Here is a 13,925-nt window from a genome sequence, read left to right as displayed (position 1 = left end):
AAAATGACAAAAGAACCGATTTTAGACATTGCACAATTAGCCCATGTAGAAATTTACAGTACAGATGTGGAAGGCTCGGTGAAATTCTTCCGGGAGATCCTGGGAATGGAAGAATCCCACCGCGAAGGCAATTCGGTGTACATGCGGGCATATGAAGACTTTTACCACAACACCTTGATCATCACTGCCAATGACGAAGCGGGGCTCGGGCATGTCGCCTGGCGCGCCACTTCTCCGCAGGCGCTGGAACGCCGTGCGCAAGCGATCGAAGCAACAGGCTATGGCCTTGGCTGGATCGACGGCGATATCGGGCACGGACGTGCGTACCAGTTCACTTTGCCGGATGGCCATAAGATGGAAATCCTATGGGATGTAGAATATTACCAGGCACCGGAAGACCAGAAAACACCGTTGTTGAACCGTCCGCAAAAGCGTCCGGCAAGAGGTGTGCCGGTCCGAAGAATCGACCATGTCAACTTATCGGCAAGCGAAACGAACGAGAACGTGAAGTTCCTGGAAGAAGCGCTTGGCTTCAAAGTGCGCGAGCGCATCTTGGACGGAGACGATAAAGACGTTGCGGCTTGGCTAAGCGTCACGAACTTGGTGCATGATATCGCAGTCATGGGCGATGCACTCGGTGAAAAAGGCCGTCTGCACCATATCTGCTACTGGTACGGCTACCCGCAACACTTGTCAGATGTTTCCGATTTATTACTTGAAGCTGGATTTAAGATTGAAGCCGGTCCAGGAAAGCATGGTGTAACGCAAGCTGCCTTCCTCTATGTAATCGAACCAGGCGGCAACCGGGTTGAGTTATTCGGAGATTCCGGCTACCAGATTTTTGATCCGGCCTGGAAAACAATCGAGTGGAAAGACGCCGACCTTGAACACTCGATCGTCTGGCACGGTTCCAACTTGCCTGCGGAATTCTTTGAATACGCAACACCGGTGAGAACAAAAACACCTGTTGAATAAGAGCCCGGTTTCACGCACGAATATACGAAAAGAATGTCCCGGCATTTGCTGAAAGGGCTGGAGGAAACTAGCAATAGTTTCTTCTGGCCTGTTTAATAGACTGGAAGGAGAATGATGATGACAACAACTGCAAACATCGCTTCAAAATTCATCGACATCAACGGCATCAACACGCATTACCACGAGGAAGGCACGGGGGAAGAGACAATTATCCTGATCCACGGCTCCGGCCCCGGCGTTTCCGCTTTTGCGAACTGGCGCCTCGTTATCCCGAAACTGAGTGAGAATTACCATGTATTCGCCCCTGACATCATCGGCTTCGGTGAAACAGATAAACGGGAAAGCAACGACTATCCCGTGGATTTATGGGTCGAGCATTTGATCGGCTTTATTGAAGCAGTATCGGATGGCCCGGTCTATCTGGTGGGCAATTCGATGGGCGGCGCTTTGTCGCTGCATGTCGCTTTACAACGGCCAGATCTAGTGAAAAAATTAATACTGATGGGAAGTGCAGGTATCCAGTTCCCTATTTCAGAAGGATTAGAACGGGTATGGGGCTATGAAGCGAGCCTGGAAGAAATGCGCGAACTGATCAAATTGTTCTCCTATAACCAGGAAGCGGCGAACAATGAAGAACTCGTCCGACTGCGCTACGAAGCGAGCATGCGCCCGGACGTCAAGCAATCGTTCGAGGCGATGTTCCCGGAACCGCGTCAGGACAAGCTCGATGAACTGGCATTGACGGACGACGAAATCCGCCAAATCCAGATTCCGGCGCTGCTGTTCCATGGCCTGAACGACCAGGTCATTCCGATTGAAGATACCAGTTACCGCCTGATTAAGCTCCTGCCGCACGCAGAGCTTCATGTGTTCAATGAATGCGGACATTGGACACAGATTGAGAAGACCGAACCGTTCGTGGAGCATATTTTAAGTTTCATCAAACAACAGTGACCATTCAAAAAAACGTTGAGAATTTATTTTCTCAACGCTTTTTCTGTCTTGCAATGCTACAGCTTCTTGCGCATCCAACTGTTTCTTGCGCATCGACCATGAAGAACCTTTCTACTGTCGAATAGAAAGTGGTACCCGGTAATAAGATCTTAACTGTCAATCCAAGCAGCACCTGAAATTCCTTATTTCTGATTAATTGGGAAAAGCCTTTATCATCCTCCTCAAGGTTTAAAATGATATCATGCTAGTTGTTCCTCTCACTCTTTCAATTATGGTTTCAACATTTCTTCGTTATATAGGTTTCCAATAAAAAAACCAACAACCATGACAGTTGTTGGCTCTTTCAATTTATACTTCTTGGTGCTGATCGTACAAAGGCGATGCTGCCGGTTTCCCAAAATAATAGCCTTGGAATAATTGGTATCCGCTTTGCTTCAGCCAGTCAAAATCCTCACGGGTTTCAATGCCTTCTGCTAATGGAATCGAGCCGATTTCCAGAGCTTTCGCCAAAAACTTCTTCGCGACTCTCTGCTTTTCCACATCTTCTGCTACATTTTGGACATACTGCATGTCCAGCTTCATATACTTCGGTTTCAAGTCGGCCAAAAGCTCGATGGTGCTATAGCCCTCGCCCACGTCATCCAATGCGTAATCGAACCCTTTTTCCCGGTAATAAGTTAAGATTTTTTTCAAATGATCAATATCGTCGACTCTTTCTGTTTCCACTACTTCAAATACCAGTGATTTTGGATTTACCCCTAATTGCTCAGACAGCGAAATTGTCGAGCGCAGGCAAAATTCAGGCGAGTAAATGGACGTAGGAATAAAGTTGATGAATGCTTTTTCGCCTTTTAATGCAGCTGCATACTTTACGGCAGTCATTCTGCATACCCGGTCCAATGCATACAAACGTCCGCGTGATTTTGCGGCCGGAAAAATTTCATTCGGGTAGATCATTGAGCCATCTTCGTTTTTAAAGCGTGCCAGCATTTCATAGGCAAAGATGCTCTCATCCGCAGCCACGATTGGCTGATAGTGGCACGTAAGCCTTTCGTGTTGAATGACATCGTCAATCCATTCCGTTGCGAAAACCTGAGGCATTTCTTCCAGTGGCTGCCATGCTTCCTGATTGATGCGGAACAGCACTTGGTCCACATCCAATAAGTCGCTGCAAAAGTCCAGAAATTCTCTGGCGCCTATTTCGTCCATCTGCAGCTTGCTGCCTTTACTGATAACCTCGATTTCTCTTCTTTCCAAATGATCTATGACTATCTGCAAAGCCGAAAGATTCGTTTCACCTTCCAGCTTGATTTCAAATTTTATTGCCGCAACTGAGCAGCTATTACATTGCATACATAATTCCTCCCCTTTATATGGTATTTATAGTTTACTTTATAAGTAATAAGAATTGTTAGTTTTTTGCAAAAAAATTATTTAAACCTAAAAAAAATAACTATCTAAGGCTGGCTGTTTTTTTTCCGCAATTGACGCACTCGATTTGGGAAACTGTTTAATCCAATTTTTGTTGGGCAGATTGACGATGGAGTGCGTTTAAAATAAAGGACTTTTTCTGTCAGCGGAGAATATATACATTAATTGTCTTCTGTATCGGTTTTAGCTGAGAAAAAGGAGCTGTTCGTATGGGGAAAATCATTGTTGCGATGTATTTGACACTTGACGGGGTCATGGAGGAGCCGTCCTGGACTGCACCCTACTGGGATGATGAGATAGCTAAATACCAGTTGGACCTCCTGTTCCGCAGTGACGCACTTCTGCTTGGAAGGGTTACTTATGAGGGATTTGCTGCAGCATGGCCGGCAGCCGAAGATGAAGAAGGCTTTGCCGACCGGATGAACCAGCTGCCAAAGTACGTGGTCTCCACCAGCCTGAAGCGTACAGAATGGAACGCACGCTTAATCACCGACAATGTAGCTCAGGAAGTTGCCAAACTGAAAAAAACCGGACAGCGGCTATTGGTCTACGGCAGTGCGGAACTGATCGAAACTTTACTGAAGCACGATCTGATCGATGAATTGCACTTGATGACCTTCCCGCTCATTTTAGGAGAAGGCAAACGGCTGTTCAAGGAAAATGCCGACCAGAAAATGTTCAACCTGAAGGAAATCCGTTCAACTGACTCGGGCGTCCTCATCGCCAGCTATACGCCCGATAAATAAAAGCAAAACAAAAAGGCTTCCACAATGGGAGCCCTTTGTTTTGCTTTTATGCTTTAGAAAACTTCTTTTTGGCGTAAACATAAGTAACAGCCAGTGCAGCTACCAAAACGCCGCCTTTGATAATATCAAAAGCGTAGTATGGAAGGTTGAGGATCGTCAATCCGTTTAGCAGGATCCCGATGACTGCGGCACCGAAAAATGTGCCAAGTGCATTCGGTTTGCCTGCTCCTAAAACCGAGTAGCCGACAAAGACAGCTGCCACTGCTTCCATCATCAATGGAGCTCCTGCATCAATCTGCCCTGAACCTACGCGTGCAGTGAAAAGAATACCGGCCATAGAAGCAAAAATACCAGATATTACATAGGCAGTAAACTTCACTTTTTTGACGCTGACGCCTGACAAAGTAGCCGCTTCGGCATTTCCGCCTGTCATGTAAAGCACTCTTCCCCAGCGTGTATGGTTAAGCACCACATAAGAAGCAAGGACCATCACCAGCATGATCCATACCGGAACCGGCAGACCCAGCATCTGTCCCTGGCCAATCCATAAAAAGGCTTCCGATAATTGCCCTGGTGCTGTCCCGCCTGAAGTCAGGGGCATATTATTGTAGATCGAATAGCCTTCAGTATATGTGCGGTGCAAACCGGCCACAATATACATCATGCTCAAGGTCGCCAGCAAATCCGGAATGCCGATGACCACAATGAGAAAGCTGTTGACGGCCCCGACAAACACACCGATCAATAGCGGCAGTATCAGTACGAGCCATAGCGGCATATCGTACCAGACCATCAACGAGGCGGAAACGACTGTCGATAACGACATGGTCGAACCAACGGACAAATCAAAGCCGTCCACTACCAGCGTGAACGTCACGCCCAAAGCGAGTAAAGTGACAATGGAAATCGAGCGCAGAATGTCCGAGAAATTGCCGTACGTGAAAAAGGCGTCGCTGATGGTGCTGAAATAAAAAATAATGAAAATGAGTAAGGCAATGGCGCCGTATTTAAATAGAAACTGAATCGCGTTTTCTTTCACCGAATTCTTGTTTTTCCCCAAGCTCTTCTTTTCCGCCACTTGCATACAATAAAATCCTTTCTTGGGTCGCTTCTTGTCGTGACAATTCTTTCACGATTTGACCGTTGTACATTACGAGAATGCGATCGGAAATTCCGATGGCTTCATGAATTTCACTTGAAAAATACAAACACCCTTTGCCGCTTTCAGCTAACTGGCGGATCAATTTAAAAATGTCGACTTTCGCTCCAATATCAACGCCTTTTGTCGGTTCATCAAATAGGTACAGAGCAGAATTGAGCGAAATCCATTTGCCGATAGCTACTTTTTGCTGGTTCCCCCCGCTTAAATGGACAAGCGGTGTTTCTGTACTGCCGGTTTTGATGCGCAGCCGCTCAATGATTTCATTGGCATAACGCTTTTCGGCTTTCCGATCCATCAACAGACGCTTAGAAAATTGTTTAAGGTTGGGAAATGATGCATTGGCTTCCAGCGATTCCTGCACAAATAATCCTTCTTTTCGCCGTTCCTCTGGAATCAATGCCATCCCCGCTTTGATGGCATCTGCCGGATGTTTGATCTTGGCGTTTTTCCCATCCAGCTTAATCGTTCCGGATGTTAAAGGAGTGCCGCCGAACAACGCTTTCGCGAGTTCTGTTTTGCCGGCACCCACTAATCCGACAATACCCACTACTTCGCCTGCCGCAACAGTCAGCGACAAATCCTTGAGCTTTTGGCCATCCGATAAATTCGACACTTCCAGCAAAGCCGCTCCGATGTCGTGCGCCCGCGGCTCTAATTCGTGGCTGAGTGCTGCACCCAGCATCGCTTCAATTACCCCGTCCTGATCGGCTTGAGCCGTATCATAGGTTTGGACAAGCGTCCCTTCACGCATAACGGTGATCCGGTCGCTGATTTCAAATACTTCCGGCAGACGGTGGGAAATGAAAACACAGCCCACGCCTTGCGCTTTTAATTTCGCAATAACCGTATACAGCTTCTCCGATTCATGAATCGACAGCGGCGCCGTTGGTTCATCGAAAATAATGATTTTCGCCGAATGGACCAACGCTCTCGCAATCAGCACCATCTGCTTTTCCGCCAAGGTCAGTCGCGCCGCTTTCTGCTGGACATTGATGTTGTCCGCCTGCAGCTCATGCAGCACCGATCGGGCCTGTTCGTTGATCCTCTGCCTGGAAACAAACAGATTTCCTTTTTCTGCAAAGGTATCCAGGAGAATATTTTCCGCCACGGTCAACTCGGACACAATGGCGGTGTCCACTTCCTGGTAAACACAGTAGATTCCTTGCTGTTTGGCGGCTTTCGGCGAATCCAGCCGAATGGCGGCGCCGTCGAGGTAGATTGATCCTTCATCCTGCTGATAGACGCCAGACAAAATTTTAATCAAGGTGCTTTTTCCTGCACCGTTAACGCCCAGAATGGCATGGACTTCACCTTTTTTCAATTGGAACTCCGCTCCTTGAAGCGCAGTGACGGTGCCGAATTTCTTTCCGATAGCGGTCATCGAAAGTAACGGTTCTACCATAGAAATGCCCCTTTCTGATAAAAGAGCTGTCCCATCTTTCAGGACAGCTCGAAATGGTGAAGTTTATTGGCCTTCCAATTCGCGCAGGTCATCTGTATAGCCTTGGTCGCTTGCGCCCCAGCCTTCTACGTATTCGCTCAACTCATCCGTGGTTACCGTTTCTTCCGGCAAGTTTTCCGCCTCGATGAATACCGGCTCCAGAACCACTTTTTCTTCCGGCTGCTCGCCGTTCAACAACTGATACAGGTAACGCACTTGAATACGTCCGATATCCGCAGGATCAACAGCTGCAGAAGCGAGCCATGGGCTGCCGTCTTTTTGCATCAATTGCAGATCTTCATCGCTCATGTCAATGCCGTACACTTTAATATCAGTACGCCCTGCCTGTTCAATGGCACGGACGGCACCTTTTGCAAATTCATCCCAAGAAGCCCAGACTGCTGTGATCTCGCCTTCGTTCGGGTATTGCTTCAAAACAGCTTCCATCTGTGATTGTGTATCCAATGCCGTGTTGTCAGTAGCAGAACCAAATGCCGTTACTTCCTGGATGCCCGGATTGTCCGTCATGAATTTCTCGTAGGCAACCTGGCGTCTTTCCATCGGCGCAAAGCCGGCTGTCCAGATTTTGACGATATTGGCTTCGCCGCCGTTATCTTCCGCCAGTTTTTCCAACGTCATTTCAGCCATTTGCTGGTCGCCCTGCTCTAAAGAAACAACGCCTTCCACATCAATGCCCGTATCAAACGCCACTACCGGAATTCCGGCTTCCAGCGCTTTTTCAACACCTTGGTTCAAGGCTTCTTTTGTTCCGTGGTCAATCAAAATCCCGTCGACGCCCTGGTTGATCGCAGCATCCAGATTGGAGGCCATTTTTGCCAAATCGCCTTCAGAGGTGAACACGGTCGCTTTGCCGCCAAAACTCTCAACCTGTTCTTCTACGCCCGCAATATATTGAGCAGAAAATGTGCCCAGATTGATTTGCATGATCAATGCAATTTCCTTGCCGGCAAGCGGGTGGTCAGAGGCTTCGCTTTCAGTATCTGAAGAAGTTTCTTCTTCGCTGACGTCCCCCTGTGGCTGGCAAGCAGCCAATAACATACTGATAAATAATAATGCGGCTAGCAGCCAGATGGATTGTTTTTTCATGTTCTTTCTCCTTTTCCTGCAGTTGCACCAAGCAAATCAGGGATGTTTTTTTGATAGTCGGATTGTATAATGCCTTTTTCAGTAATAATGGCAGTGATTAAATGTGCCGGTGTTACATCAAATGCCGGGTTGAACACTTTCGTGCCCAGCGGCGCTACCGGCTGCCCATTCATATGGGTGATTTCTTCCGGATTGCGCTCTTCGATTGGAATCGAGCTTCCGTCTTCTATCGATAGATCAAAGGTCGAAGCCGGCGCCGCCACGTAAAACGGTATGCTGAATGCGGCAGCCAGCAACGCTAAATTATAAGTGCCAATTTTATTCGCGGTATCGCCATTGGCTGCGATGCGGTCGGCACCGACAATGATGGCTTCAACCTCTTTTGCTTTGATGGTGTGTGCGGCCATGCTGTCGGTGATTAACGTAACGTCAACTCCGGACTGCTGCAGCTCCCATACCGTCAGGCGGGCGCCTTGATAAATCGGACGGGTTTCGCAGGCGAACACTTCAAACTCTCGGCCTCGTTCACTGCCCAGATGAAACGGGGCTAATGCCGTGCCGTACTTGGCTGTGGCAATCGAGCCTGCGTTGCAGATGGTCATCACCCGCGTCTGCTCCTGCAGCAACACCAATGCATGCTCGCCGATGCTGCGGCACGACTCTTCATCTTCCTTGTGGATCTTCACCGCTTCAGCCAATATCAGCAGCTTTGCTTGCGGTACATTTTCCGCCTCTCGCACCTTGTCTTTTAAGCGGCTGAGCGCCCAGCCGAGATTGACCGCAGTCGGCCTGGACGAATTCAAGTACGCCGCGTCTTTTTCGACGTATTGCTGAAAAGCTTCCAGTGAATCCGTGTCATGCCGCTTGGCGCCGTTAGCCAGTCCATATGCTGCGGTGATGCCGATGGCGGGTGCACCGCGGACCTTTAATGCAAGGATCGCATCGTAGACGTCTTCGACGGTTTCAAGTGTCAAATATTCAATGGCATGCGGCAGTTTTTGCTGATCCAGAATGGTCAGCTGCTGGCCGTCCCATTTGATGGACAAAGGAATGCTCATATTCGCGCCTCCTCCAGAATTTGCAGTAAATCCTCAATTGATGCGATTTCCTGACGCTGGAGAATTAAAGCCTGGCCAGTCTTCAACGCCTGTTTTTTAGAGCTGATTCTGTTTTTCGTGTCTTCGATGCTGTCCAAGTCTTTGACATGCGCCAAACCGATTGTCCGGCGAATCAATTCGCACCCGGCAAAACCGGCCACATCTGTCAGCACTTTGCCAAGTACATACTCCAGGTAGCCGTCCGTCTCCTTGAACGATTCAACACTCTGTTTTTTCCATAACTCCGCAAATGAATAAGCAAAAACGTTCCATGTCTTTCCGATATCCTCGACAATCACTTGTCGATTTTCGCCTTCGCGCGTGATGGATTGGAAAATGAGATTGGCCAGGAACAAGCCGACATCAAATCCGATCGGGCCATAAAAACCAAACTCCGGATCGATAACCTTTGTTTCTGTCTGGCTGGCAAAAATACTGCCTGTGTGAAGGTCGCCATGCAGCAACGCTTCCGATTCGGTCAAAAAGCTTTTCTTTAACTTAGCTACTTCCAGCTGCAGCTTCCGATCGCTCCAAACCGCTTCTGCCGCCGTTTGAAGCTGCGGTTCGTAATCGTTGGTATCGAGGTCAAAGAATGGATCGGTAAAAATAAGATCTTCCGTAATCTTGCATAGCTCGGGATTGGAAAATTCCGCAGCCAAACGCTTTTTTTCAAAAGGATGCAAGCCGTAATCAGAGGTGTGGAATAAAGTCAGTGCAAGGTATTCGCCGATATCCTGCGACAACCTTGGAAAATTCTTTCCGTTAATCAACCCTTCCCGCGCAATCTCCAAGTGGGACAAATCTTCCATTACGGTAATGGCCAGTTCTTCATCAGTGGCGTAGACAACCGGCACCAAGGAAGGAACAAATTCTCCGTGCTTTCGGAGTACATTGGCTTCGATCGTTGCCCGCTTTAATGTCAGCGGCCAGCTTTCGCCGATGATCTTGGCATACGGCAGCGCCTGCTTGATGATCAGCCGTTTGCCTGTCTTCGGGTCTTCAATCTGAAAAACATAATTCAAGTTGCCGTCGCCGATTTCCCGGCAAGTCAATTGGGCAGCGGGGTCAAATGTATGGACAGTTTTCGCCAAGGCGATTGCTGTTTCTTCTGTTAATGCTTTATAAGTAGTTGGAACTGTCAGCGTCATGATGGATCTTCCTTTCATCTGCAATATAAAAAGCCTCTTTCATAAAAGAAAGAGGCCAGAATAAGAGATTCCATGCCTCTTATCTTTCAGAAATAAATTTCTGATGGAATTAGCACCGTGCCTTGCAGGAATTTATCCTGGCGCCAAAGCGCCCCGTCTCACAACGGTATTACGGTCGGTTGCTGGGCGTCATCGGGCCAATATCCCTCTGCCAGCTCTTGATAAGAGTACTACGTGTTATTCAATTAAGTTATGAAAAGAATCCTATCACGATTCAGAATTAACTGTCAATCCATTTTTCCAATAAAAACAATTTTATGATAACAGAGTTGACAGATTTCTGCGCACATGAAATAATCGGAATTACTTTACTGTATTCAATTAAGATTCCGCAAACCAGCTCCGCTTTTCTGCGGGAGCAGCATGAGCCGGAGCCACTGGACTGAGCACAGCGAGGGAAGCGGCGGAGGCCATGTCCGTGGAAAGCGTCCACCTGGAACGATTTCTTCTTTGCAGAAGCATCTATTTAGTATGATTACGAAAATCGTTGAACCCTATAAAACTGCCATACCCAATTTCATATCTTTCTTATTCAGAGCAGGTGGAGGGACAAGCCCTATGATACCCGGCAACCGGTCCAATGATGGACACGGTGCTAATTCTTGCAGCCAGAACCGATGGCTGAGAAATAAGAAGTTGTTAACGCCCTTAACCTCTTCTTATTTGAAGAGGTTTTATTTTTTAAATTTGCATGGGAGTGTGGAATAGATGAGCGTATTGACTGCTACTTATCAAGTGTACGGAAAGCCTGGTTCGTTCGAGAAAAAGGCGGAAGGCATTGCTTTGGGACTGACCATCGGCTCCTGGACCGATTTGCCGCTGCTCGAACAGGAACAGCTGAAACACCATAAAGGAAATGTTGTTTCCATCGAGGAATTCGAGCAAGACCTCCACCCGCTGAAGCCGGATCTAATAAAGGCAGAGCTTGAAATTGCTTACCCGAGCATTAATTTCTCGGCCGACCTGCCAGCCATCTTAACCACCGTGTTCGGCAAACTGTCCCTGGATGGCGAAGTGAAGCTATTGGATCTGGATTTTAGCCATGATCTGCTCAGCCACTTTCCCGGACCGCGCTTCGGTATCGAAGAAATTCGCAACACACTCGGCGTGCGGGGACGGCCGCTTCTTATGAGTATTTTCAAAGGCGTCATCGGCCGCGACCTCGATTTCCTGTCCACTCAATTGCGCGAGCAGGCACTCGGCGGCGTGGATTTGGTTAAAGACGACGAAATTCTATTCGACAATCCACTGACGCCATTCGAAAGCCGTATCACAACAGGCAAAAGAGTACTGGATGATGTCTATGAAAAAACAGGACACCGCACGCTTTATGCAGTGAATCTGTCAGGCAGAACTTCCGAACTGAGAGAAAAAGCACGAAAAGCACGCGAGCTTGGAGCTGATGCCTTGTTGTTTAACGTCCACGCTTATGGACTGGATGTGCTGCAGGAACTCGCGGAAGACGATGACATCGCTTTGCCGCTCATGGCACACCCAGCTTTCAGCGGCGCCTTCACTTCCTCAGCCTTTTATGGTCTTGCCACACCGCTGGCACTTGGAAAATTGATCCGTTATGCCGGCGCTGACTTTTCACTGTTCCCTTCACCTTACGGCAGTGTCGCACTTGAAAAAACAGCAGCCCTTGCACTTGGCAAAGAATTGACAATGGATAGCCCGCTGAAACGCAGCTTCCCTGTCCCATCCGCTGGCATCCATCCTGGGCTTGTGCCTTTGCTAATGGCAGATTACGGAATCGACTGTGTCATCAATGCCGGCGGCGGGGTCCACGGACATCCCGCTGGAGCAGCTGGCGGCGGACAGGCATTCAGACAAGCCATTGATGCCGTGCTGCAAGGCGAAACCTTGCAGGATGCGGGCAAACAGCACAAAGAATTACAAACTGCACTTGAGCTATGGGGGTGAAAAGATTGAACAAACCGATTATTTTCTGTGATTTTGACGGCACGATTACAGCCAATGACAACATCATCGCCATCCTGAAGAAGTTTGATCCACCGGGCTGGGAACCAGTCAAAGACCAGATCCTTGACCAATCCATCTCCATACGTGAGGGTGTTGCGAAGATGTTTTCTCTACTCCCGGTTTCGGCAAAAGACGATGTCATTTCCTATGTTTTGGAACAGGCGGAAATACGCGAAGGCTTCAGCGATTTTGTTGCCTATGCGAAAAAACAGCAGCTTTCTTTATATATTGTCAGCGGCGGCATCGATTTCTTTGTCTATCCGCTGCTTGAACCTTTCGGGCCTTTTGACGGCATCTACTGCAACAGCGCCAACTTTTCACAAGACACGATTAACCTGGAATTCCCGCATGGCTGCGACGAAACTTGCACCAGCCAAGGCTGCGGCTGCTGTAAGCCCTCTGTCATCCGTGATCTTTTGGATGATGGTACCAAAAGCATCGTGATCGGAGATTCCATCAGTGATTGGGAAGCTGCCAAAGAAGCCGATTTCGTCATTGCCCGGGATTTGCTGGCTGAAAAATGCCATGAGGCCGGCATCAATTATGAACCGTTTGAAACCTTCCATGAAGTCATCGCCATTGTCGATGAATACATAGGGGTGAAATCATGACTGCATTACAGGACAAATGGCTGGAACTGGCAGATGTCAAAGACGAGCTGGCGGTTCGCGACTGGTTTATGGGAACCAGCGGCAATCTCGCCATCAAAGTGGCGGACGAACCGTTGGAGTTCCTGGTAACCGCGAGCGGAAAAGACAAGAAAAAGCGCACAGATGAAGATTTTTTGCTTGTCGATGCCAATGGCCAGCCAGCTGTTGAAACATCGCTGAAACCCTCTGCCGAAACCTTATTGCATTGTGCAATTTACGGAAAGACAAGCGCCGGCTGCAGCCTCCATGTCCATACAGTCGCCAATAATGTCATTTCCGAATTATACGGCGATGCCGGAAAAATCGATTTCCAGGGACAGGAACTGATCAAAGCCTTCGGATTATGGGAAGAAGACGCGGTACTGACGATTCCCATCATCCCCAACCACGCAGATATTCCAAAACTCGCCCATGAATTTGAATCATCCATTACCGCTGATAAAGGAGCGGTGCTGATCCGCAACCACGGCATCACCGTCTGGGGAAAAGATGGCTTTGAAGCGAAAAAACTGCTTGAAGCTTGTGAGTTTTTATTTCAATACCAATTGGCATTGCAACTACACTTAAAATAAGAGAGGAAGATTAGAATGGCTATTATTAAAATTCAAGGAACAAACGAAACAATTGAAGCGCAAAACGAGGTTGCAGCATTTCTGGAGCAGCAGGAAGTCGTTTATGAACATTGGGACAACAGTAAATTGCCGGAACATCTTCGCGAAAAATTCGACTTAAGCGATGAAAACAAAGATGAAATTCTTCAAGCATTCAAAATTGAAATCGATGACATTTCAGAACGCCGCGGTTACCAGGCAGCGGATATCATTTCCCTGTCTGACTCCAATCCGAAACTGGATGAGTTATTGAAAAACTTCCAGCGCAAACATATCCATACAGATGATGAAGTGCGCTACATCGTCAGTGGTCATGGCGTCTTTATCATCCAAGGAAAAGACGAACGCTTTTTTGAAGTCCACCTGACTCCAGGCGACTTGATTTCGGTACCGGAAAACATTACACATTACTTTACACTTGCTGATGACCGCAAAGTTGTAGCCGTTCGCATCTTTGTAACAACAGAAGGCTGGGTACCGGTTTACCAGGAGGAAAGCAACGTTCAAAACTAATAATATGGTCCAAAGATCCGACTATGTCGGGTCTTTTTTATTTGAAA

General features: G+C 48.0%; 13 protein-coding genes and 2 riboswitches. Of the genes, 7 read left to right on the top strand and 6 right to left on the bottom strand.

The window, feature by feature from the left end; all coding sequences use genetic code 11:
• Positions 1–3 precede the first annotated feature (3 nt).
• Entirely contained in the window at positions 4–975 is a 972-nt protein-coding gene (locus QOZ98_RS10315; RefSeq protein ID WP_308787369.1) for a catechol 2,3-dioxygenase, read from the top strand.
• Positions 976–1,092: 117 nt separating this feature from the next.
• Entirely contained in the window at positions 1,093–1,929 is an 837-nt protein-coding gene (locus tag QOZ98_RS10310; RefSeq protein WP_308787368.1) for an alpha/beta fold hydrolase, read from the top strand.
• 348 nt (positions 1,930–2,277) lie between these two features.
• Here QOZ98_RS10310 and QOZ98_RS10305 read toward each other — a convergent pair whose 3' ends face one another.
• Positions 2,278–3,282 carry an EAL domain-containing protein gene (locus QOZ98_RS10305; RefSeq protein WP_308787367.1) on the bottom strand — a complete coding sequence of 335 codons (1,005 nt, stop codon included), beginning with the start codon at positions 3,280–3,282 and terminating at the stop codon, positions 2,278–2,280.
• A 287-nt stretch (positions 3,283–3,569) separates the two neighbouring features.
• Here QOZ98_RS10305 and QOZ98_RS10300 point away from each other — a divergent pair, with 287 nt between their 5' ends.
• Positions 3,570–4,106: a dihydrofolate reductase family protein gene (locus tag QOZ98_RS10300; protein WP_142828446.1), complete on the top strand. Its 537-nt coding sequence runs from the start codon at positions 3,570–3,572 to the stop codon at positions 4,104–4,106.
• Positions 4,107–4,152: 46 nt separating this feature from the next.
• Here QOZ98_RS10300 and QOZ98_RS10295 read toward each other — a convergent pair whose 3' ends face one another.
• The 5 genes from QOZ98_RS10295 to mtnK form a co-directional block, all read right to left on the bottom strand.
• Positions 4,153–5,190: an ABC transporter permease gene (locus QOZ98_RS10295; RefSeq protein WP_308787366.1), complete on the bottom strand. Its 1,038-nt coding sequence runs from the start codon at positions 5,188–5,190 to the stop codon at positions 4,153–4,155.
• Positions 5,114–6,670, bottom strand: a complete 1,557-nt coding sequence (locus QOZ98_RS10290) for a sugar ABC transporter ATP-binding protein (RefSeq protein ID WP_308787365.1) — start codon at positions 6,668–6,670, stop codon at positions 5,114–5,116. Before QOZ98_RS10290 ends, QOZ98_RS10295 begins: the two co-directional genes overlap by 77 nt.
• 63 nt (positions 6,671–6,733) lie before the next feature.
• A complete protein-coding gene (locus tag QOZ98_RS10285; protein ID WP_308787364.1) occupies positions 6,734–7,816 on the bottom strand; it encodes a sugar ABC transporter substrate-binding protein in 1,083 nt (360 codons plus the stop codon).
• A complete protein-coding gene (gene mtnA / locus QOZ98_RS10280; RefSeq protein WP_308787363.1) occupies positions 7,813–8,874 on the bottom strand; it encodes an S-methyl-5-thioribose-1-phosphate isomerase in 1,062 nt (353 codons plus the stop codon). The genes QOZ98_RS10285 and mtnA overlap by 4 nt, the downstream gene beginning before the upstream one ends.
• Positions 8,871–10,061 carry an S-methyl-5-thioribose kinase gene (gene mtnK, locus QOZ98_RS10275; protein ID WP_308787362.1) on the bottom strand — a complete coding sequence of 397 codons (1,191 nt, stop codon included), beginning with the start codon at positions 10,059–10,061 and terminating at the stop codon, positions 8,871–8,873. Before mtnK ends, mtnA begins: the two co-directional genes overlap by 4 nt.
• Before the next feature lie 76 nt (positions 10,062–10,137).
• Positions 10,138–10,289: riboswitch (SAM riboswitch) on the bottom strand.
• Between the two features lie 357 nt (positions 10,290–10,646).
• Positions 10,647–10,756, top strand: a riboswitch (SAM riboswitch).
• Positions 10,757–10,829: 73 nt separating this feature from the next.
• On the opposite strand from mtnK, the gene mtnW reads away from it, so the two are divergent.
• From mtnW to QOZ98_RS10255, 4 genes are read left to right on the top strand one after another with little or no spacing between them, the layout of a single operon-like run.
• Positions 10,830–12,044, top strand: a complete 1,215-nt coding sequence (gene mtnW, locus QOZ98_RS10270) for a 2,3-diketo-5-methylthiopentyl-1-phosphate enolase (RefSeq protein ID WP_308787361.1) — start codon at positions 10,830–10,832, stop codon at positions 12,042–12,044.
• A 5-nt stretch (positions 12,045–12,049) separates the two neighbouring features.
• Positions 12,050–12,715: a 2-hydroxy-3-keto-5-methylthiopentenyl-1-phosphate phosphatase gene (locus QOZ98_RS10265; RefSeq protein ID WP_308787360.1), complete on the top strand. Its 666-nt coding sequence runs from the start codon at positions 12,050–12,052 to the stop codon at positions 12,713–12,715.
• Entirely contained in the window at positions 12,712–13,326 is a 615-nt protein-coding gene (locus QOZ98_RS10260; protein ID WP_308787359.1) for a methylthioribulose 1-phosphate dehydratase, read from the top strand. Before QOZ98_RS10265 ends, QOZ98_RS10260 begins: the two co-directional genes overlap by 4 nt.
• 15 nt (positions 13,327–13,341) lie before the next feature.
• Positions 13,342–13,878: a 1,2-dihydroxy-3-keto-5-methylthiopentene dioxygenase gene (locus tag QOZ98_RS10255; RefSeq protein ID WP_308787358.1), complete on the top strand. Its 537-nt coding sequence runs from the start codon at positions 13,342–13,344 to the stop codon at positions 13,876–13,878.
• The last annotated feature ends 47 nt before the right edge of the window (positions 13,879–13,925 follow it).

This window comes from Planomicrobium stackebrandtii, from assembly GCF_030814955.1.
Lineage (GTDB): Bacteria > Bacillota > Bacilli > Bacillales_A > Planococcaceae > Planococcus > Planococcus stackebrandtii.
Note: the sequence above shows the minus strand (reverse complement) of the source record. Positions and strands in the feature narration are given on the sequence as shown.